Below are 20,075 nucleotides of genomic sequence, written 5' to 3'. Positions count from 1 at the left end.
TCATCGGCCAAGCATGAGTTTCCTCGTCCAAGGTGACGCTCAGTGAGCTCAGATCAGGCCGAGCTCGGTGACAGCGGAGCGCTCTTCGTCCAACTCGGCGGTGGAGGCGTCGATCCGGGCGCGCGAGAACTCGTCGATCTCGAGACCCTGAACGATCTTCCAGTCGCCGTTCTTCGTGGTGACCGGGAAGGAGGAGATCAGGCCCTCCGGTACGCCGTAGGAACCGTCCGAGACGACGGCCATCGAGACCCAGTCGTCGGCGGCGGACTCGGTCAGCCAGTCGCGGGCGGCGTCGACGGTCGCCGAGGCGGCCGAAGCGGCCGACGAGGAACCGCGGGCGTCGATGATCGCGGCGCCGCGCTTGGCGACGGTGGGGATGAAGGTGTTCTCGAGCCAGTCCTGGTCGCCGACGGCCTCGGCGGCGTTGCGTCCGCCGACCTCGGCGTGGAAGAGGTCGGGGTACTGCGTGGCGGAGTGGTTGCCCCAGATCGTCATCTTCTTGATGTCGGTGACCGGGGCGCCGGTCTTCGCGGCCAACTGCGAGATCGCCCGGTTGTGGTCCAGACGGGTCAGCGCGGAGAACCGCTCGTTGGGGATGTCGGGAGCGTTGGTCATCGCGATCAGCGCATTGGTGTTGGCCGGGTTGCCGGTGACCCCGATGCGGACGTCGTCGGCGGCCACGGCGTTGAGGGCCTTGCCCTGCGCGGTGAAGATCGCACCGTTGGCCGAGAGCAGGTCGCCGCGCTCCATGCCGGGACCGCGGGGACGGGCGCCGACGAGCAGGGCCAGGTTGACGCCGTCGAAGATGGTCTCGGCGTCGTCGCCGATCTCCACTCCGGCCAGGGTCGGGAAGGCGCAGTCGTCGAGTTCCATGACGACACCCTCGAGGGCCTTCAGGGCGGGAGTGATCTCCAGCAGGCGCAGCTCGATCGGGCGGTCGCCCAGCAGGGATCCGCTGGCGAGGCGGAAGAGCAGGCTGTAGCCGATCTGACCGGCGGCACCGGTGACGGCGATCTTCAACGGGGTAGTGCTCACTTCGGCTCCTCGAGGTTGCTGGCTGATATCCGGGCGAACTTAGCAGCGTGAGTGGGTGGGGGGACACTGGAGCCCATGATCCTTCGCCTCGCCATGATCACCTTGGCCCTCCTGCTCGGGGGATGCAGCGCGGCCGCACCGCCGATCAGCCCGACCGCTGGCGTCGACGAGTTGGTCATCCCCACCCCGAGCCCGACCGTCGCCGACTTCTCGGCGACCGTCGACAACCCGTGGTTTCCCCTTGCCCCGGGATCGCGATGGAACTATCGCGTGCTCGGGGAGCCCGCCGGCAACGAGTCCGGGACCACCGCCGAGGTCGTCGACGGAGTGGAGATCGCCGGAGTGCCGACGACCGGTCTCCGCATCGTTGACCGGCAGGACGGGGGTGCCGCGACCGAGACACTCGACTATTACGCCCAGGACGCGGCCGGCAACGTGTGGTGGTTCGGACGCGACGGGGAGTGGCAGGCCGGCGAGTCGGGCGCTCAGGCGGGACTCTTCCTGGCCGCCCGGAGCCGCCGCGGCGACGGGTACCCCCAGGCTCTTGCGCCCGGTGTGACCGAGCCCCGAGCCGAGGTGCTCCTCACCGAGCAGGAGTTCACCACCACCCTCACGACGTACGACGACGTCGTGATGCTCGAGACGGTCGACTCACTCGACGAAGCGGACGGTGCCACGTCGTACTACGCCGCCGGTGTGGGGTTGATCCGCAGCGAAGGCGACCGTCCTGCCGGGGAGACCTGGGAGCTCGAGAGCTTCGAACCCGGCCGTTGAGCGGTCAGTCGGTGCTGGGCCGGGCCTGAGTGCGATCGCTGGCCGGTTCGCCGGCCGGCGGCTGCTGGGCGGGGATCCACTGCTGCGCTGCGGGGTCCCACTGCCACCCGTCCTGGATGATCGGCTGGGCGGTCCCTGCCTGCCCGGCGGAGGCGTACCCGCCCTGGTCGGCACCGGTCGTCGAGGGCTTGACCTTCTTCGGGGGCCTCTTGGGCAGGATCAGGCCGGACCCTGCGACGAGGGCCCGGTCGCGACCGAAGACGGCCGGGTAGAGCAGTCCTGCGATCACGGCGCCGACCAGCGGTGCCAGCAGGAAGATGGGGAGTTGCTTCAGCGCGTCGCCCCCGGAGAACAGGGCCGGGCCCAGGGAGCGGGCGGGGTTGGCGGATCCGCCGTCGGCGGCGAGCGCGAAGAACACCAGTCCGGCGTAGGTGAGTCCGATGGCGGCCGGGGCGGAGACCGGGTGCTCAGCACGCCGGTCCGTGACCGCGAGCACCACGACGACGAACACGGCGGTGATCAGGATCTCCAACACGATCGTGGCCCACCAGGCATAGCCACCGCTGGCGTCGCCCCAGTAGTTCGCTCCCAGGGAGTCCTCGAAGGCGTCGAACCCGTCGAACCCGAGCGCGAGGATCAGCAGAGCCACCCCCGCCAGCACCGCACCGACGGCCTGGGCCGCCACATAGGTCCCGGCCTGGCGCCAACCGAGCCGTCCACCCATCGCGGCACCCACGCTCACGGCCGGGTTGAAGTGACCCCCGGAGATGCGACCGAAGGCGTAGATCAGCGCGATCAGGGTGAGCCCGAAGGCGAACGCCACATTGATCCCAGGTCCGCTGCCGAAGAACGCCAGGGTCCCGCAACCCACGAGAACCAGGATGAAGGTGCCGATCAGTTCGGCCGCCAGCTTTTGCAGGGCGGTCGCCTCGTGCGGGTCGACTACGCCCGCCTGGCCCGAGTCGTGGGCGGTTGCCTCTGTCATGGGGTTCGTTTCCTTCGGTCTTGATTGTGACGTCGATCAGGGGGACCGGCACAGATGTGACGGTAGGCGCACGGTAGCCGAGGCGAGCCGGTGATTCGAGCGCCCCTTCGGGTGAACTCGGCGCGTTGCCCCGACCCCGGGAGCCTGGGAAGGTGAGCGGAAACACGACGACGCGCTAAGATATCTTGACGTCAAGACAATCCACCCTCCAGGAGTGATATCCGCCCATGGCCGATCAGTCGAAGATCATCTACACCCACACCGACGAGGCGCCGCTGCTGGCGACGTACTCCTTCCTCCCGATCATCGCCGCGTACGCCGCGAAGACGGGCGTGACCGTCGAGACCCGCGACATCTCGCTGGCCGGTCGGGTCATCAGCCAGTTCCCCGAGCGCCTGAGCGCCGACCAGCGCGTCGAGGACCACCTCGCCGAGCTGGGTGAGCTCGCCACCAAGCCCGAGGCGAACATCATCAAGCTGCCTAACATCTCTGCCTCCACCCCGCAGCTCAAGGCTGTCATCAAGGAGCTGCAGGACAAGGGCTACGACCTGCCGGACTACCCCGAGAGCCCCTCGACCGACGAGGAGAAGGAGTCCCGGGCGAAGTACGACAAGGTCAAGGGCTCCGCGGTCAACCCGGTTCTGCGCGAGGGCAACTCCGACCGGCGTGCGCCGGCCTCGGTGAAGAACTACGCCAAGTCATTCCCTCACCGTATGGGGGCCTGGAGCACCGATTCGAAGACCAACGTGGCCACCATGGACGAGCACGACTTCCGGGCGAACGAGAAGTCGGTGATCATTCCCGCGGCCGACACCCTGAGCATCAAGCACGTCGGCGTCGACGGCACCGAGACCGTGCTGAAGGAATCCCTTCCCGTGCTCGAGGGCGAGGTCATCGACGGCACGTTCATGGACGTTGCCGCGTTGCGCCGCTTCCTGACCGAGCAGATCGCCCGTGCCAAGGCCGAAGACATCCTCTTCTCGGTGCACCTGAAGGCGACCATGATGAAGGTCTCCGACCCGATCATCTTCGGCCACGTCGTCCAGGCCTTCTTCCCGACGCTCTTCGAGCAGTACGGCGAACAGTTGGCCGCAGCGGGGCTCTCTCCGAACGACGGCCTGGCCGGTCTGCTCTCCGGTGTCGACTCGCTGCCCGAGGGCGAGGCCATCAAGGCCGCCGTCGCGCAGGGTCTCGCCGACGGTCCGGGAATGGCGATGGTCGATGACCGTAAGGGCATCACCAACCTGCACGTCCCCTCCGACGTCATCATCGACGCCTCGATGCCCGCCATGATCCGCACCTCGGGTCACATGTGGGACTCGAAGGGTGAGGAGGCCGACACCCTCGCGGTGATCCCGGACTCCTCCTACGCCGGCGTTTACCAGGCCGTCATCGACGACTGCCGGGCCAACGGCGCGTACGACCCCGCGACCATGGGCTCGGTTCCCAACGTCGGTCTGATGGCCAAGGCGGCCGAGGAGTACGGCTCGCACGACAAGACCTTCGAGATCCCGACCGCCGGAACCGTCCAGGTCCTCAACTCCGCCGGCGAGGTGCTCATGGAGCACGACGTCCAGCCCGGGGACATCTGGCGCGCCTGCCAGACCAAGGACGACCCGATCCGCGACTGGGTGAAGCTGGCAGTGACCCGGGCCCGCGCCTCCGGCACGCCCGCGATCTTCTGGCTCGACGACACCCGCGCCCACGACCGGAACCTGATCGGTCTGGTCAAGAAGTACCTCGCCGACCACGACACCGATGGCCTGACCATCGAGATCATGGACCCGGCCTCTGCCACGAAGTACTCCGTGGACCGCATCCGCAAGGGTGAGGACACCATCTCGGTCACCGGCAACGTGCTGCGCGACTACAACACCGACCTGTTCCCGATCCTCGAGGTCGGCACCTCGGCCAAGATGCTCTCCATCGTGCCGCTGATGAACGGTGGTGGCCTCTTCGAGACCGGCGCCGGAGGGTCGGCGCCCAAGCACGTGCAGCAGCTCATCGAGCAGAACTACCTGCGCTGGGACAGCCTGGGTGAGTTCTTCGCCCTGGCCGCGAGCCTGGACCACCTGGCCGACTTCGCGGACAACCCGGGCGCCAAGGTGCTGGGGGAGACCCTCGACAAGGCGACCGCCACGTTCTTGACCGAGGACAAGTCACCCACCCGCAAGCTCGGTGGCATCGACAACCGCGGCTCGCACTTCTACCTCGCCCTCTACTGGGCCGAGGAGTTGGCCGCTCAGACCAGCAACGCCGAACTGGCCGAGGTCTTCAAGCCGCTGGCCGAGAAGCTGCGCTCCGAGGAGGAGACCATCGTCTCCGAACTCAACGCGGTCCAGGGCTCGCCCGCCGACGTGGGCGGCTACTTCCGTCCCGACGACGCCAAGGCAGACGAGGTCATGCGCCCTTCGAAGACGCTGAACGACGCCCTCGCGGCTCTCTGACCGCGAAGCCGAGCAAGTGAGACGACCCGGGCCGGGAACCTTCGGCCCGGGTCGTCGCGTCTCATCGGTATGAAGCCCCGCTCCGGCCGGCGCCTCCAAGACTGATCAGCACAGGTCCCGTACGTCGCCGACCGCGTCGTCGAGTCGATCCTTGGCGTTGTCGACGGCTGAGGTGTCCACGTCCGCGCCCTGCGCGGCGTCCTGGGCTTCACCCGCCATCGTGTCGAGGGCTCGACGGGCCTCGGCGAGTTTCTCCTTGGTCTCACCGCTGAGCCCGGACTCCGCCGCCTTCACCGCGTCCCGCATGCCACCCAACTTGCGACGGGCCGCTTCCGGATCGGCATCGATCTCATCCAGTGCCTTCTCCGCCTCGGACTGCGCCTGGTTCAGGGCCTTTTGGGCGACGGCACACCCGGCCCGGTTCGCGGCACCTGTGGCTGCCTCCTCGGCTTGAGTGCAGCCCGTCAGGGTCAGGGCGAGGACGGCGGCGAGCAGGACGCGGGCGGGGGCGGGGCGATGCGGCATACCTCCAGCCTGCCCGATCCTCGGTTCGAGGGTCGAAACCACACCGCGCTCGCCGCGGAACCCTTGCGATGAACCGCCCCAACGGGTGAGGTGCGTTCACCACCCGCGTGTCACGGTGGAGTCATGACTGAGAAGCGACTCACCGTCCAGCGCACCATCGACGCCTCGACGACCGCTCTGTTCGACGTGCTCTCCAACCCCGAGCGGCACAAGGAGTTCGATGGGTCCGGGTTCGTCATCAGTGACGACCACACCGACCGCATCACCGCCAACGGCCAGGTCTTCCGCATGAACATGCAGGGGGACCACATGGGTGGCGAGTACCAAACCGACAACCACGTCACCGGCTACGACCCCAACAAGATGCTCGCCTGGAAGACGGCCCCCGCGGGCACGGAACCCCCGGGCTGGGAATGGGTCTGGGAACTCCACGACCAGGGAGCCGACTCGACCAACGTCAGCCTCACCTACGACTGGTCCAAGGTCACCGACCCCGCGATCCTGGAGAAGGTCAGCTTCCCGCTCGTTTCGGCCGAGCAGCTCGACGAGTCCCTCGCCGGACTGGCCTCGGTCGTCTCCAGCTGACCCAGCCCCAACAGATAGTCCCCAGCGTCGTGGTCGTTCCTCATCGAGGCGACCATGCCCTGGGGACTATCGCCGTCTAACGCGGCGTGGAATAGGAGACCAGGCGTCCGCGGTTGGACAATCGTGCCAGTGACGACCTCCACCTCCGCCGAACCCGGCACGATCAGGACGCCCCACGTCGGCGTCGCGATCTTCGCCCTCGCCGTGGGTGGGTTCACGATCGGCACGACCGAATTCGTCACCATGGGCCTGATCCGCGAGATCGCGGCGGGGGTCGACGTCTCGATCCCCTCGGCCGGTCACGTGATCAGTGCCTACGCCCTCGGGGTGGTCGTCGGCGCCCCGCTCATCGCCTACCTCGGCGCCTCCTGGCCGCGACGTGGGCTGCTGGTCGCGCTGATGGGTGCGTACGCCGTGTTCAACGCCCTCAGCGCCGTCGCCAGCGGCTTCGGGTTGCTGATGGTCGCGAGGTTCTTCGACGGGCTGCCGCACGGCGCCTACTTCGGGGTCGCCTCGCTGGTGGCCGCGAGCCTGGTGCCCGTGGCGCGCAAGGGCCGGGCGGTCGCGAGCGTGATGCTCGGGTTGTCGGTGGCCAACGTCGTCGGGGTGCCGGGTGTGACCTTCCTGGGGCAGCAGCTCGGCTGGCGGATGGCGTACGCCGCTGTGGCCGTCCTCGCGTTGCTCACCGCCGCCATGATCCTGGCCTTCGTCCCGTCCTCACCCGGCGATCCCGAGGCCACCGGCCGCCGTGAACTCCAGGCGCTCAAGAAGCCCGAGGTGTGGCTCACCCTCATCGCCGGGGCGATCGGCTTCGGCGGCATGTTCGCCGTGTTCTCCTACATCGCACCGACCGTGACCACGACCGGTGGTCTCGGCGACGGTGCGGTGCCGGTGTTCCTGCTCTTCTTCGGACTTGGCATGGTCGGCGGAACCATCGCAGCCGGACGCTTGGCTGATCGCTCGATCCCGCAGACCCTCATCGTCGGATCCGGCGGCATGACGCTCACCCTGATCGCGTTCTACCTGTTGTCTCCCTACGGCTACGCCCTGTTGCCGGCCGCCTTCGCCATCACCTTCCTCGGTTCACTGCTGGTCGTCGGCCTCCAACTCCGCCTGATGGACGTCGCCGGGGAGGCTGAGACTCTGGGCGCCGCGATGAACCATGCCGCCCTCAACGTCGCCAACGCCCTCGGGGCCTGGCTGGGTGGTCTCGTGATCGCTGCGGGCTACGGGTTCCGGGCCCCGGCCCTGATCGGGGTGGCCCTCAGCGTCGCTGGCCTGTTCGTGATCATCTACATGATCCGGGATGACCGGCCGGTGGGCAGTGAGGCCACCGCGCCCCGCGAATCGGAGCCTGAAGTGCAGCCGGAAGTAAAGAACATGTGACAAGACGGTTTCTGCGTCTGGTTTCGCAGACACCGTCGGGGGAGCCCCGGATACTGGTCCGATGCTCCCTCATCGACTACACGCACGCCATCGAATCGCCCTGCTCGGGGTCGCGGCCCTCGCCACCGGGGTTCTCGGGGTCGTGCCCCAGGCCTCAGCTGATCCTGCCGATCCGACCAGTCCGGTCAACCAGGGCGCCGCGGTCGGGGAAGCCCGGGAACAGGTGCCCGACACCCTCGCCACGGTGCGGGGGCTCGACACCGCACAGCGCGATGGTGCGGCCCGGGACTACGAGGGTGAGGGCACCGGGTTCGACACCCCGCTGGTGCTGCCCACGTCGTATCCCACCCAGCCGACGCTGACCGAGCCGGAGCCGGAACCCTTCGGAAGTGACGCCACGGTTCAGAGTGGGGTGCTGGCGCACAGTGACCTCGCGCCGCAGGTCAACGAGTGGATGGCCGCCAGCGACCTGGTCAGCGCTCAGGTCGTCGGGCAGTCCGTGCAGGGACGCGACCTCTACCTGGTCACCCTCACGGCCCCGGAGACCGAGGCCCAGACCTCGACCCAGGAGCAGTGGAAGAGCGAGATCCGCAACAACCCCGTCGGCGCGGCCGCCGACGCAGAGCTCGCGGCCGGCTACAAGACTCCCATCTGGTTCAGCGCCAACATCCACGGCAACGAGTGGGAGGGCACCGACGGCATCATGGGTTACATCGGCGACCTCCTCGACGCCGAGGACGCCGCCGCCACCCAGGCCCTGATGGCCGATCACCGGCTCTACTTCTACCTCACGATCAACCCCGACGGCCGCACCATCGGGCAGCGCCCCGGTGTGCTCGGTCTCGACATCAACCGGGACATGATCACCAGCACGACACCGGAGGGAGTCGCCTTCGCGAAGGTCGCCGGAGCTGTCCAGCCGCTCTACTCCGCCGATCTCCACGGCTACACGAACGTGCTCCAGATCGAGCCCTGCGGCCCTCCGCACGGCGACAACTACGAGTACGACCTCTTCATCGGCCACGGGTACGCCGCAGCCCTCCAGGTGGAGCGCGAGATGCTGAACGCGGTCATCCCCGGCAACCCGCTGCCCGGCGGGAAGATCACCATCCCGTACCGCGACACCCCCTCCGGCTGGGACGACTACCCGCCGGTGTTCACCGCGCAGTACACCGCCTACTACGGGGCGGTGACGACCACCGTCGAGTTACCGATCCCACGCTCAGGCACCACCCAGAACCCGGCCAGCGCGGCGATCAACACTGCTGTGGCGACCCAGACCATCGAGAGCCTGGTCGACTACGTCACCACCAACGACGAGGACATGCTCGACAACCAGATCGAGATCTTCCGGCGCGGAGTCGCCGGTGAGCCCAAGATCCAACTGACCGGCGACAACATCGCCGGCGTTCCCGGACCCGACGAGTGGAAGTCTCTGTGGGACGCGGCCGACGACCAGAACCCGGTCGAGTACCCCCGCGCCTACGTCATCCCCCGCGGGGAGGACCAGCGCTCCCAGACCGACGCCGACCGGATGATCAAGCACCTGTTGTTCAACCAGATCGAGGTCGGCACCCTCGACGCCGAGACGACGGTGGGCGGCACGTCGTACCCCGCCGGCTCCTACGTGGTCGACATGCACCAACCCCTGCGTGGCCTGGCCAATGCGCTGCTCGACGTCGGCTACGACATCTCCGAGAAGGTGCCGTCGATGTACGACGTCTCCGCGTGGAGTTACTCCTACCTGTTCGGGGCCACCGTCGATCCTGTCGGTCTGACCACCGACGCTCCCATCGGAGCCGCGACCCTGATCGAGGAGCCCACCGTGGCCCCCGACGCCCCGGTCGCGGGGAACGCCGTCTCGTTCGACCTCGCCGGAGTCCCCGACTACCGGGCCCTGAACGAGATGCTCGACGCGGGCGCCGATGTCCGGATGGCCCCCGACGGCTCAGTCGTCGTATCGCCCGCTTCGTACGACGCAGCCGTCGCAGCCGCCGCGGTCCACAACGTGATCCTGGGCGCCGCTACCCAAGCGGAGGTCGACGCCGCGGGAGGCGAGGGTGCGCGCACATTGGAGGACCTCACGGTCGGCTACACCGGCACCCAGGACGACACCCTGGCGTTGACCGAACTCGGTTTCGACGACCTCGTGGTGGTTTCGGCCGCCTCGATCACCGCCGACGCCACGAGCCTCGATGACCTCGACGTGCTCTGGATCGGCTCCACCCTCGGCCTCACCCCCGGCACTGCAGGTGGCGACGCCGTCCAGGCCTGGGTCGATGAGGGGAACTCCATCGTGGGCCGCGGGACCGCCGGCCTGAACGCCGCCGAGTCCTTCGGACTGCTCTCGGCCGACGCCGTCACCGGGGTCTCCTCCGGCAACGGGATCGTCGCTCTCGACACCCCGGCTGAGTCACCGCTGGCGCCGTACGCGCAGGACAGTGCCTTCATCTACCCGGCGGTGACCTTCACCGACCTGGGCGCGGAGACCGAGGTGGCACAGAGTTACGCCACCAACCCCTTCCTGGCAGGGCACTGGCTGGGTTCCAACGCCACCAACGGACCGGACTTCGCCTCGGGCAAGGCTGCGGTGATCAGCAACGAACTGGAATCCGGCTCACGCGGGCTGGTGTTCGGCACCACCCTGTTCTTCCGGACCCACCCGAAGGGAACCATGGGACAGGGCGGTCGCGCGCTGTTCTGGGCGGCCTCACCCGCCGCCACCCCGCTGCCGGACCCGAACCCGGTCAGTGAAGCCGCCCCGACGGCGACGACCATGAGCCAGGTCGGCTCGACCACGTATCCCGATCAGGCGCGGGTCGATGTCACCGTGACCTCGGTCGGCGGGGACGAGATCCCCACCGGACGGGTGGTCGTGGTCAAGGGCTCTGGTGCGAACGCCACCCAAGTGGGCTCGAGCTTGCTGAGCGCGGGGACCGCCACGATCGAGCTTCCGGGCGTGCGGCCCGGCACCCGGCGGCTGCGGGCCGGCTACGTTCCGCGGAGCGATGATGAGTTCCTCGGATCGGTCAGCGACCGGGTTTCCGTCCGGACGCTGCGCGAGGGGTCGCAGACGCGCGCCTCGGTCCGGAAGTTGAAGAACCGTCGGATCAAGTTCACGATCCGCACGGCCAGCCGCAATCCCGAGGTCCGGGTCCTGGGCAAGGTGCGGGTGCTCGTCGACGGAAACACCGTGCGGACCACCCGACTGCGTCGGCAAGACGACGGCAGCCGAGCGGTGATCTTCCGTCTGGAGCCCGGCCAGCACGTCGTACGCGCGTTCTACGCCGGCTCGAAGCTCCTCAAGGTCAGCCGGTCGGGTCCCCGGAAACTGCGGATCGGCGGCTAGCCCCGTCGAGGTTCCAGGGTCCGGCGGGCTCCCGGGGGTCGTCGCGGAGCAGCGTGCCGACCCAGGCGTCACGTAACTCACCGCGCTGAGGCAGCAGTTGCCGGACCGTCCCCTCCATCAGGAAGCCCACTCGCCAGGCGAGTTTGCGGGACGCCCAGTTGCCCTCGAAGGCGCGCCAGCCGATCGCGGTCAGTTCCTGTTCGGCGAAACCCCACTCGATGGCCAGACGTAGGGCGGCCTCCATCGCGCCCTGTCCACGGGCCCACGGGTGGGCGCCGTACCCCAGGTCCGCGCGACCGGTTCCCTCGTCGCGCAGATCGATCGAGCCTGCGAACCGGCCGTCCACCTCGATCGCAAACGACCAGGACGTGCCGTCCGCCCACACAGTGGGCACGACCTCTCGGACGTACCGCTCCGCGTCGGCCATCGAGTAGGGGACCGGCACGGACGTCCACTTCTGCGACTCCGGGTCCTGACACTGCTGAAGGGTCCCGAGGATGTCGCCGTCCCGGTGGGCGCGCAGGGTGACGCGGCCGTCGCTGAGGGTCGGGGCCGGGTTGTCGAGGCTCATGCCCGGAGCGTTCCAGGGCAGGTGGATCGAAGCAATCGGGTTTCCGGCTCGGGACCACCCCCGGGTCGGCGGGCGCGCTCTGGAACACTGTTCTTCATGTCTGCCACCGTCCAACCGCAGGTCTCGGTGCCCACCACGGCCGCCGGGGGAGCACGTCCGCGGGTCCTGTCGGGGATCCAGCCGACCGCCGACTCCTTCCACTTCGGCAACTACCTGGGTGCGTTGCGCCAGTGGGTGGACCTGCAGCGCGAGCACCAGCCCTTCTTCTTCATCGCCGACCAGCACGCGATCACCCTCGAGCAGAACCCCAAGGTGCTGCGCGAACGCACCCTGCGCGCGGCGGCTCAACTGCTCGCCATGGGCATCGATCCGGCCAAGTCCGCCATCTTCGTGCAGAGTCAGATCCCCGCCCACGCGCAGCTCAACTGGGTCCTCAACTGCTTGACCGGTTTCGGTGAGGCCCGCCGGATGACCCAGTTCAAGGACAAATCGGCCAAGGGGGGCGAAGGATCGGCCTCGGTCGGGTTGTTCACCTACCCGATCCTCCAGGCGGCCGACATCCTGCTCTACCGACCGCACTTCGTGCCGGTTGGCGAGGACCAGCGCCAGCACCTCGAACTGACCCGGGACCTCGCCCAACGCTTCAACCACCGCTACAAGAAGACCTTCCGTCTGCCGGAGCCCTACATCCTCAAGGCGACCGCGAAGATCGCCGACCTGTCCGACCCGACGTCGAAGATGTCGAAGTCCGGGTCGTCTCCCGCCGGGATCATCGACCTGCTCGACGAGCCGTCGGTGACGGCGAAGAAGATCCGCTCGGCGGTCACCGACTCCGACGGCGAGGTCCGCTTCGATCGCGACGAGAAGCCGGGTGTCAGCAACCTCCTGACCATCTACTCGGCACTGACCAGCGAACCGATCAGCGAACTCGTCGAGCAGTACGCCGGCCGCGGCTACGGCGACCTGAAGAAGGACCTCGCCGAGATCGCCGTCAACTTCGTGACCCCGTTCCGGGACAAGACGCTGGACCTGCTCAACGATCAGGCCTATCTCACCGAGGTGCTCAAGGCGGGTGCCCAGCAGGCCGGCGAGGTGGCTGAAGCGACGCTGCGCGACGTCTACCAGCAGGTCGGCTTCGTCGCTGCGGCGCGGTGAACACCAATCACATGGGGGTGAGCTGAACAGATGCCGACCATCGGAGTCGCCGTACCCATCCCGGAGCCGTGGGCATCCCAGCTCCAGGACTACCGCCGGTCCCTCGGGGACCCGCAGGCGGAGATGATCCCGACGCACATCACGCTGTTGCCACCCACCGAGGTCGAAGCCCTCGAGGTCGTGGAGGACCACCTTGAGGAGGCTGCCGCCACCGCGGACGGCTTCGGTGTCCACTTGCGCGGAACCGGCACGTTCCGACCCGTCTCCCCGGTCGTCTTCGTCACGCTGGCCGAGGGCATCTCCCAGTGCGAGCTACTTGCCGACGCGGTCCGACAGGGCCCCCTGGCCACCGAGTTGGACTTCCCGTACCACCCGCATGTCACCGTCGCGCACCACCTGGACGACCCGGAGTTGGACCAGGCCTTCGAGGAGCTGGCGGGCTTCGACTGCGAGTTCGAGGTGGATGAGTTCCACCTCTACGTGCACGATGACGTCGTGGGCTGGCAACCCGCGCGGACCTATTCACTTCAGGCGGATCGGCCGCACACGGACTCGGGAGACTGACATGACGGACATCAAGGAGAAGGTGACCGGCGGGGTCGACGAGGTGCGCGAGAGGGCACCCCTGATCGACCACCTGATCCGGATGGTCAAGCACTACGGGAACGTCAACGGCAACCGGCAGGCCGGCGCCGTGACCTACTTCGCCTTCCTGTCCTTCTTCCCCATCCTGGCCCTGGCCTTCTTCGTGGTGGGCATCGTCGCGCGCGTCTACAGCGGCGCCGAACGCGACCTCATCACAGCCCTCGACTCGGTCATCCCCAAGATGATCGGCAACGAACAGGGTCAGATCTCGCTGGACCAGATCCAGACCTTCTCCGGGGTGGCCGCCGTCGTCGGTGTTGCCGGTGTGCTCTTCGCCGGCCTGAACTGGCTCTCCGCGCTGCGCGATGCGTTGGAGGAGATGTTCGAACTCCCGAAGTTCGTGCAGCCGGGTTTCGTGAGCGGGAAACTCCGCGACCTGGTCTCGCTGGGATCCATCGGCCTGGTGCTGTTCGTCAGTGTGGGTGTGAGTGGCGCACTGACTGGCGCCACGGAGTACCTCCTGGGTCTGGTCGGACTGAGTGACGACCTGTCGCTCCTGGTCAAGGGCCTGGCCTTCGTGGTCGGCCTGCTGGCCAACGCCGTGCTGTTCTTCGCCCTCTTCCGGCTATTGGCCAACCCGCCGACGCCGAAGCCGTCCCTGCGCCGGGCCGCGCTCCTGGGGGCAATCCTGTTCGAGGGCCTCAAGCAGCTGGCCTTTCTGGTGCTGGGCAGCACCGAGGGCAAACCGGCCTTCCAGGCCTTCGGGATCGCCCTGACACTGCTGGTGTGGATCTACTACTTCTCCCGGATCGTGCTGTACGCCGCCGCGTTCGCCCACACCTCTCCCGAGGCGCGGGCGATGCGTCAGGACGGCCCGGCCCAGGTGCAGGGCCCGGGCCTGCCGTCCCTGGTCGAGCTCGGAGAGGCAGGCGGCCTTCGTCAGCCGGCCAAGAAGCGGGAGTGGGTGGCCCCCTTCGCCGGGGGAGCGGGCGCGATGCTCGGACTGATCGCCGTGATGAAGAAGAAGTCGTCGTGAGGTTCGAGCGCAAGCACGCGCTGTTGCTGCTCGCCGTCGCGGCCTGGACGGTGGTGTCGTTCAGCATGTTCGCCCGCCAGCTGTACGCCGCCTACTCCGGTGGCGAGGACCGCCCGGCCGGCTACTACGTCGCCCACACGGTGCTGATCGTCGTGAACTTCGCCATCGCCGCCGCGCTTGGGTCGCTGGGCTGGAAGGCCCTGCGTGCCGCCCGCGTCGAAGAGACCGAGTCGAGCCTGAACGCGTGACGCGGTCTCACCGCTCCGTCGCGCGCTACGCCCTGGTCTCGGCCAGCATCGCCCCCGTCGCCCTGATCGGCGGCTGGATGCTCGCCGCGACGCGGCAACCGACCTTCGACGCCACCGAGCAGACGATCAGCGCCCTGGCCGCGCAGGGCGCCACGGATCGCTGGATCATGACGACCGGTTTCGTCGTCCTCGGCATCTGCCACATGACGACCGCGTTCGGTCTGCGTTCGGCTCGTCCCGCTGGCCGGCTCGTGCTGGGCTTCGGAGGCTTCCTGGCCATCCTGGTCGCGGTCTTCGCGATCCCCTCCGACCTGCACAACCCCATCGCGACCGTCAGCTTCGTCGCGTTGACCGTGTGGCCGGTGCTGTCCGGCGTACCCACGACCAGGAGCGCCATCGCTGCGACCGTCGTGCTGTCCGCTCTGTTGCTGTGGTTCGGGTTGACCCTGAACTCCGACACCGTCGGACTCAGCGAACGCGCCATCGCCGGCGCCCAGGTCCTCTGGCCCCTCGCGGTCGTCGTCTGGCTCCTCGCGAGTCGGCGCAACTTGACGCCTGAAACGCACTGAGTCGGCGCTACTTCGAAAAGTAGCGCCGACTCAGCGTCGTACGAGCGTCAACTTGCGCCGACTCAGCGGCGGACTAGAAACCGTTCTTGATCGCGGTGCGCAGGTCCTTGTTGAGCTGGGAGATCACGTCGAGCGGGATCTCCTTAGGGCAGGAGGAGGTGCAGGAGCCGACGTTGGTGCAGCCACCGAACCCTTCGGCGTCGTGCTGGGCGACCATGTTGGTCACCCGGGTGTCGCGCTCCGGCTGTCCCTGGGGCATGAGACCCAGGGCGGTGACCTTGGCGCCGAGGAACAGCGAGGCCGACCCGTTGGGGCAGGCGGCCACACAGGCGCCGCAGCCGATACAGGTGGCCACGTTGAAGGAGCGCAGGGCGTCCTCCTGCGGGATCGGCACCGCGTGGGCGTCGGGAGCGGCGCCGGTGTTGACCGAGATGTAGCCGCCCGCCTGGATGATCCGGTCGAACGCGGATCGGTCGACGATGAGGTCCTTCACGATGGGGAAGGAATCGGCGCGCCACGGCTCGATGACGATCTCGTCGCCGTCGGAGAAGCTGCGCATGTGCAACTGGCAGGTCGTGGTGACCTCGGGACCGTGGGCCTCACCGTTGATCATGAGGTCGCAGGAACCACAGATGCCCTCACGGCAGTCGTGGTCGAAGGCGACGGGCTCCTCGTCCTTGAGGATCAGTTCCTCGTTGAGGACATCGAGCATCTCGAGGAACGACATGTCGCCGGTGATGCCGTCGAGGTCGTAGGTCTTGATGCCACCGGTGGCCTCGGGTGACTCCTGGCGCCAGATCTTGAGCTTGAGTTTCATTTGTAGCTCCGCTGCTTCATCTCGATGGCCGAGTAGACCAGGTCTTCCTTGTGCAGGACGGGGTCGCCTTCTTCGCCGCCGAACTCCCAGGCCGCGACGTAGGCGTAGTTGGCGTCATCGCGCAACGCCTCGCCCTCATCGGTCTGCGACTCCGAACGGAAGTGACCGCCGCAGGACTCGCGACGGTTCAGGGCGTCGATGCACATGAGTTCGCCGAGCTCGATGAAGTCGGCGACCCGGCCGGCCTTCTCGAGGCTCTGGTTGAGGGTGTCGGCTGCGCCGAGCACCTTCACGTCGGTCCAGAACTCACGCTTGAGTTCCCGGATCATGTCGATGGCCTTGCGCAGACCCTCCGCGTTGCGGTCCATGCCACAGAACTCCCACATGATGTGGCCGAGTTCCTTGTGGAAGCTGTCGACCGTGCGCTTGCCGTTGATGGCGAGCAACTTGTCGAGCCGCGCCTCCACGCCCGCACGGGCTTCGACGACGGCCGCGTGGGACTCATCGATCTTGTCGAACGGAGCGTCGGCGAGGTAGTCGCGGATCGTGTTCGGCAGCACGAAGTAGCCGTCGGCGAGTCCCTGCATCAGCGCCGAGGCGCCGAGGCGGTTGGCCCCGTGGTCGGAGAAGTTCGCTTCGCCGGTGACGAAGAGCCCCTTCAGGTTCGATTCGAGGTCGTAGTCGACCCACAGGCCGCCCATGACGTAGTGCACCGCCGGGTAGATGCGCATCGGGACCTCATAGGGGTCCTCGCCGGTGATGCGGGCATACATGTCGAAGAGGTTGTCGTACTTCGCCTCGATGCCCTTCTTGCCCATCCGGGCGATGGCGTCGGTGAAGTCGAGGTAGACCCCGCGGCGAAAGTCGCCCACCTGTGGGCCGACGCCGCGACCCTCGTCGCAGACGTTCTTGGCCTGACGCGACGCGATGTCGCGGGGGACCAGGTTGCCGAAGGCGGGGTAGATCCGCTCGAGGTAGTAGTCGCGGTCCTCTTCGGGGATGTCGCGCGGGTCCTTGTCGCAGTCCTCGGCCTTCTTGGGCACCCAGATCCGACCGTCGTTGCGCAGGCCCTCACTCATCAGGGTCAGCTTCGACTGGTGGTCACCGGAGACCGGGATACAGGTCGGGTGGATCTGCGTGTAGCAGGGGTTGGCCATGTAGGCGCCCTGACGGTGAGCCCGCCACGACGCGGTGACGTTGCAGCCCATCGCGTTGGTGGAGAGGAAGAAGACGTTGCCGTATCCACCGGAGGCGAGGACGACCACGTCGGCGAGGTGGGTCTGGATCTCACCGGAGACGAGGTCGCGGGCGATGATGCCGCGGGCCTTGCCGTCGATCTTGATGATCTCGAGCATCTCGTGGCGGGTGAACATCTCCACCGTGCCGCCCGCGATCTGTCGCTCGAGCGCCTGGTAGGCGCCGAGGAGGAGTTGCTGGCCGGTCTGGCCCCGGGCGTAGAAGGTGCGGGAGACCTGCACACCGCCGAAGGAACGGTTGTCGAGCAGGCCGCCGTACTCGCGGGCGAAGGGGACACCCTGAGCGACGCACTGGTCGATGATGTTCACCGACTCCTGGGCCAACCGGAACACGTTGGTCTCGCGGGAGCGGTAGTCGCCGCCCTTGACGGTGTCGTAGAAGAGTCGTTCGACCGAGTCGCCGTCGCCCTTGTAGTTCTTGGCGGCGTTGATTCCGCCCTGGGCGGCGATCGAGTGCGCACGGCGAGGGGAGTCCTGGTAGCAGAAGGACTTCACCGAGTAGCCAGCCTCACCCATGGTGGCCGCTGCGGAGGCTCCGGCCAGGCCGGTGCCGACGATGATCACCGACATCTTGCGGCGGTTGGCGGGGTTGACCATGCGGGCGCTGAACTTGCGCTTGTCCCACTTCTCGCTGATCGGCCCCTCGGGGGCCTTGGTGTCGGAGATCGGGTCCCCGGGGGTGAAGTAGTCGGCGGCGTCGGAACGCTCGCCGGTAAGGGTGTCGGACGGTTCGCTCATCAGATTTCCGATCTCTTCTTCGACGTTCAGTCGACGATGCCGACGATGACGGACAGCGGCACGAGGGCGAAGCCACCAGCGACTACGACCGCAAGGGCGTATCCGGCCACGTTGGCCCGCATCCGCGACTGCGCAGTGTTGGTCAGGCCGAGGGTCTGGGCGGCACTCCACACCCCGTGGCGCAGGTGCATGGCCAGCGCGCCCATGGCGAGTAGGTAGATCACCGAGACGTACCAGAACTCGGGCTGGAAGCCGGCGACCAAGCGGGTGTACGGCGACTCGACGTCGCTTCCCGGCGTGATCGTGCGGGTCGTGAGGTGCAGGATGTGGAAGACGATGAACAGCAACAGGGCGACCCCGCCCCAACGCATCATCCGCGAGGAGAGGGTGGCGCCCACCGCCTTCTTCACGACGTACTTCTGGGTGCGGGCCTTGTTGGCGCGGTCCCAGAGTTTGAAGGCGGCGTAGGCGTGACCGACCAGCGAGAGGATCAGCACGACGCGGATGATCCACAGCAGCCCGGCGTACGGAAGGATCGGCTCACCGAACTCACGCAGGTGCTCGGCGTAGCCGTCGAACGACTCCTGCCCGGCGAACACCTTGAGGTTGCCGTACATGTGCAGCAGCACATAGCCGATGAAGATCAGGCCGGTGATGGCCATCAACAACTTCAGAGCGATGGTGGATCGCGTAGCGCGAATTCCCTTGACGAGCTTCGGCTCGTTGTTCTGTCTGGTCGGAGTTGCCACAGTAGACAACGGTACCTTCACCGATTCCGATAGTGGTGAGAACCCCATGTGACATATCCCCGGTTGCGATTCCCGGGGTCAGTGTGGCGGCGTGCGACCCGTCATCGACTCCGGGTCAGAACTTCGACCCGTGCCGACCGGGTCGCGGACTCGAGGAGCACCGAGATCAGATCGTCCGCGGCGAAGGTCCAGGTACGGGTCGAGGCCAGTTCACGGGCCCGGTCCCCGAGCAGACAGCGGAAGCTGTCCGCCGCGATGGCGTCGACGGCTCGGACGAGCCCCCCACGGTCGGCTCGGTCGTAGAGCAGACCGGACTCCAGGTTGCGGACCACATCCGGTGCGCCCCCGGAGCGGGGCGCCACCACGGGTACGCCGCTGGCCGCCGCCTCGCGCAGGGAGTGGGCGCAGGTCTCGTGCTCGCCGGGGTGAACCAATACGTCCAGGGACGGCAATGCCACGGTGAGGTCCCCGGTCGCGAGGGTGCCGGTGAAGACAGCTCCAGGCAGGCGTGACTCCAGCCAGGCCCGCTGCGGGCCATCGCCGATGATGACCGGCCGAATTCCGCGGACCGAGCTCAACTGCGCCAGACGGCGTACGCCGTGACGTTTGTGGAGCCCGCCGACGTACCCCACGACAACCCGGCTGCCATGCCGCGACCAGGAGGTGTGCAACCACTCGTCGCGCAGACCGGGGGTGAAGGCGGCAGTGTCGACCCCGGGGTGCCACAGGTCGGCGGACACCCCGAGTTCGGCGGCCCGGTCCACCATCCACCGAGAGGTGACCAGCACCCGATCGGCGCGTTCGGCGACTCGGGTGCGCCAGTAGTCGGCCGCCTGATGGAGCAGTGGTGACTGCTCGACCACGACCGAGGGGATCGATCGACGGGTGGTGTGTTTCAGCGCCTTGCGGCCGACTGTGCCGGGGGAAAGGACCAGGGCGACGTCGGGCCTGAACTCGTCGATCGCTGCTCGCACCTGACCACCGATCGGATCCAGGGGTCGGGTGCGGGAGATGCTGGCCCCGCGGTACGTCGCCAACCCCGGTCCGGGGGTGACCACGCGCACCTCGTGGCCGACGTCGAGAAGACGATCGATCACCGCCTTGGCGGTCCGGGTGCTGCTGTCGACGGAGGGGCAGAAGGTCTCGGTCACCAGTGCTACGCGCATGACGTCAGCATCGACACCCCGGATGAACCGTCGGTGACGTGAGGTGAGGTGGCAGATGAACGGTGGCGGTCAGGATCGCGGAAGCTAGTTCGGCTGGTG

Annotated in this window: 18 protein-coding genes; 10 read left to right on the top strand and 8 right to left on the bottom strand. The window is 67.7% G+C overall.

The features are described 5' to 3' along the window. Positions 1–48: 48 nt before the first annotated feature. Positions 49–1,035: a malate dehydrogenase gene (locus tag ACYVLV_RS02150; protein WP_460807325.1), complete on the bottom strand. Its 987-nt coding sequence runs from the start codon at positions 1,033–1,035 to the stop codon at positions 49–51. A 75-nt stretch (positions 1,036–1,110) separates the two neighbouring features. Here ACYVLV_RS02150 and ACYVLV_RS02145 point away from each other — a divergent pair, with 75 nt between their 5' ends. Further along, a complete protein-coding gene (locus tag ACYVLV_RS02145; protein WP_460807323.1) occupies positions 1,111–1,809 on the top strand; it encodes a hypothetical protein in 699 nt (232 codons plus the stop codon). 4 nt (positions 1,810–1,813) lie between these two features. Here ACYVLV_RS02145 and ACYVLV_RS02140 read toward each other — a convergent pair whose 3' ends face one another. Beyond that, positions 1,814–2,794, bottom strand: a complete 981-nt coding sequence (locus ACYVLV_RS02140; protein WP_460807321.1) for an aquaporin — start codon at positions 2,792–2,794, stop codon at positions 1,814–1,816. Between the two features lie 227 nt (positions 2,795–3,021). On the opposite strand from ACYVLV_RS02140, the gene ACYVLV_RS02135 reads away from it, so the two are divergent. Then, on the top strand, positions 3,022–5,241 hold the full coding sequence (locus ACYVLV_RS02135) for an NADP-dependent isocitrate dehydrogenase (RefSeq protein ID WP_460807320.1): 2,220 nt from the start codon (positions 3,022–3,024) through the stop codon (positions 5,239–5,241). Between the two features lie 105 nt (positions 5,242–5,346). Here ACYVLV_RS02135 and ACYVLV_RS02130 read toward each other — a convergent pair whose 3' ends face one another. Continuing rightward, the gene (locus ACYVLV_RS02130; protein WP_460807318.1) at positions 5,347–5,766 is read right to left on the bottom strand and encodes a hypothetical protein; all 420 of its coding nucleotides are present in this window, start codon (positions 5,764–5,766) and stop codon (positions 5,347–5,349) included. Between the two features lie 123 nt (positions 5,767–5,889). Here ACYVLV_RS02130 and ACYVLV_RS02125 point away from each other — a divergent pair, with 123 nt between their 5' ends. The 3 genes from ACYVLV_RS02125 to ACYVLV_RS02115 all read left to right on the top strand — a co-directional run bounded on the left by ACYVLV_RS02125 (position 5,890) and on the right by ACYVLV_RS02115 (position 11,086). Then, a complete protein-coding gene (locus ACYVLV_RS02125; RefSeq protein ID WP_460807316.1) occupies positions 5,890–6,351 on the top strand; it encodes an SRPBCC family protein in 462 nt (153 codons plus the stop codon). A 129-nt stretch (positions 6,352–6,480) separates the two neighbouring features. After that, positions 6,481–7,737, top strand: coding sequence for an MFS transporter (locus tag ACYVLV_RS02120; protein ID WP_460807314.1), 1,257 nt, complete (start codon positions 6,481–6,483; stop codon positions 7,735–7,737). Positions 7,738–7,798: 61 nt separating this feature from the next. Beyond that, positions 7,799–11,086 carry a M14 family zinc carboxypeptidase gene (locus ACYVLV_RS02115; protein WP_460807312.1) on the top strand — a complete coding sequence of 1,096 codons (3,288 nt, stop codon included), beginning with the start codon at positions 7,799–7,801 and terminating at the stop codon, positions 11,084–11,086. Here the strand turns inward: ACYVLV_RS02115 and ACYVLV_RS02110 are convergent. Next, positions 11,046–11,657 carry a GNAT family N-acetyltransferase gene (locus tag ACYVLV_RS02110; protein ID WP_460807311.1) on the bottom strand — a complete coding sequence of 204 codons (612 nt, stop codon included), beginning with the start codon at positions 11,655–11,657 and terminating at the stop codon, positions 11,046–11,048. The two genes, ACYVLV_RS02115 and ACYVLV_RS02110, sit on opposite strands and share 41 nt — an antisense overlap. Before the next feature lie 96 nt (positions 11,658–11,753). Here ACYVLV_RS02110 and trpS point away from each other — a divergent pair, with 96 nt between their 5' ends. Genes trpS through ACYVLV_RS02085 form a run of 5 tightly spaced genes read left to right on the top strand, consistent with a single transcriptional unit; the run spans position 11,754 to position 15,250 of the window. Beyond that, a complete protein-coding gene (trpS, locus tag ACYVLV_RS02105; RefSeq protein WP_460807310.1) occupies positions 11,754–12,812 on the top strand; it encodes a tryptophan--tRNA ligase in 1,059 nt (352 codons plus the stop codon). Positions 12,813–12,842: 30 nt separating this feature from the next. After that, the gene (locus tag ACYVLV_RS02100; RefSeq protein WP_460807308.1) at positions 12,843–13,376 is read left to right on the top strand and encodes a 2'-5' RNA ligase family protein; all 534 of its coding nucleotides are present in this window, start codon (positions 12,843–12,845) and stop codon (positions 13,374–13,376) included. Position 13,377: 1 nt separating this feature from the next. Beyond that, positions 13,378–14,433, top strand: a complete 1,056-nt coding sequence (locus ACYVLV_RS02095) for a YihY/virulence factor BrkB family protein (RefSeq protein WP_460807305.1) — start codon at positions 13,378–13,380, stop codon at positions 14,431–14,433. Then, positions 14,430–14,681, top strand: a complete 252-nt coding sequence (locus ACYVLV_RS02090) for an SCO4848 family membrane protein (protein WP_460807304.1) — start codon at positions 14,430–14,432, stop codon at positions 14,679–14,681. Before ACYVLV_RS02095 ends, ACYVLV_RS02090 begins: the two co-directional genes overlap by 4 nt. Then, a complete protein-coding gene (locus ACYVLV_RS02085) occupies positions 14,678–15,250 on the top strand; it encodes a DUF998 domain-containing protein (protein WP_460807302.1) in 573 nt (190 codons plus the stop codon). The genes ACYVLV_RS02090 and ACYVLV_RS02085 overlap by 4 nt, the downstream gene beginning before the upstream one ends. A gap of 73 nt (positions 15,251–15,323) precedes the next feature. On the opposite strand, the gene ACYVLV_RS02080 is transcribed toward ACYVLV_RS02085, so the two are convergent. From ACYVLV_RS02080 to ACYVLV_RS02065, 4 genes are all read right to left on the bottom strand, one after another. Then, on the bottom strand, positions 15,324–16,067 hold the full coding sequence (locus ACYVLV_RS02080) for a succinate dehydrogenase/fumarate reductase iron-sulfur subunit (RefSeq protein WP_460807300.1): 744 nt from the start codon (positions 16,065–16,067) through the stop codon (positions 15,324–15,326). Further along, positions 16,064–18,061: a fumarate reductase/succinate dehydrogenase flavoprotein subunit gene (locus tag ACYVLV_RS02075; protein ID WP_460807299.1), complete on the bottom strand. Its 1,998-nt coding sequence runs from the start codon at positions 18,059–18,061 to the stop codon at positions 16,064–16,066. The genes ACYVLV_RS02080 and ACYVLV_RS02075 overlap by 4 nt, the downstream gene beginning before the upstream one ends. A 26-nt stretch (positions 18,062–18,087) precedes the next feature. Further along, on the bottom strand, positions 18,088–18,810 hold the full coding sequence (locus tag ACYVLV_RS02070; protein ID WP_460807298.1) for a succinate dehydrogenase cytochrome b subunit: 723 nt from the start codon (positions 18,808–18,810) through the stop codon (positions 18,088–18,090). Positions 18,811–18,911: 101 nt separating this feature from the next. After that, on the bottom strand, positions 18,912–19,976 hold the full coding sequence (locus tag ACYVLV_RS02065) for a glycosyltransferase (RefSeq protein ID WP_460807297.1): 1,065 nt from the start codon (positions 19,974–19,976) through the stop codon (positions 18,912–18,914). Positions 19,977–20,075 lie beyond the last annotated feature (99 nt).

It is taken from the genome of Nocardioides salsibiostraticola (genome assembly GCF_054783655.1).
The sequence above is the reverse complement of the archived record's forward strand: the minus strand, read 5'-3'. Positions and strand labels throughout refer to the sequence as shown.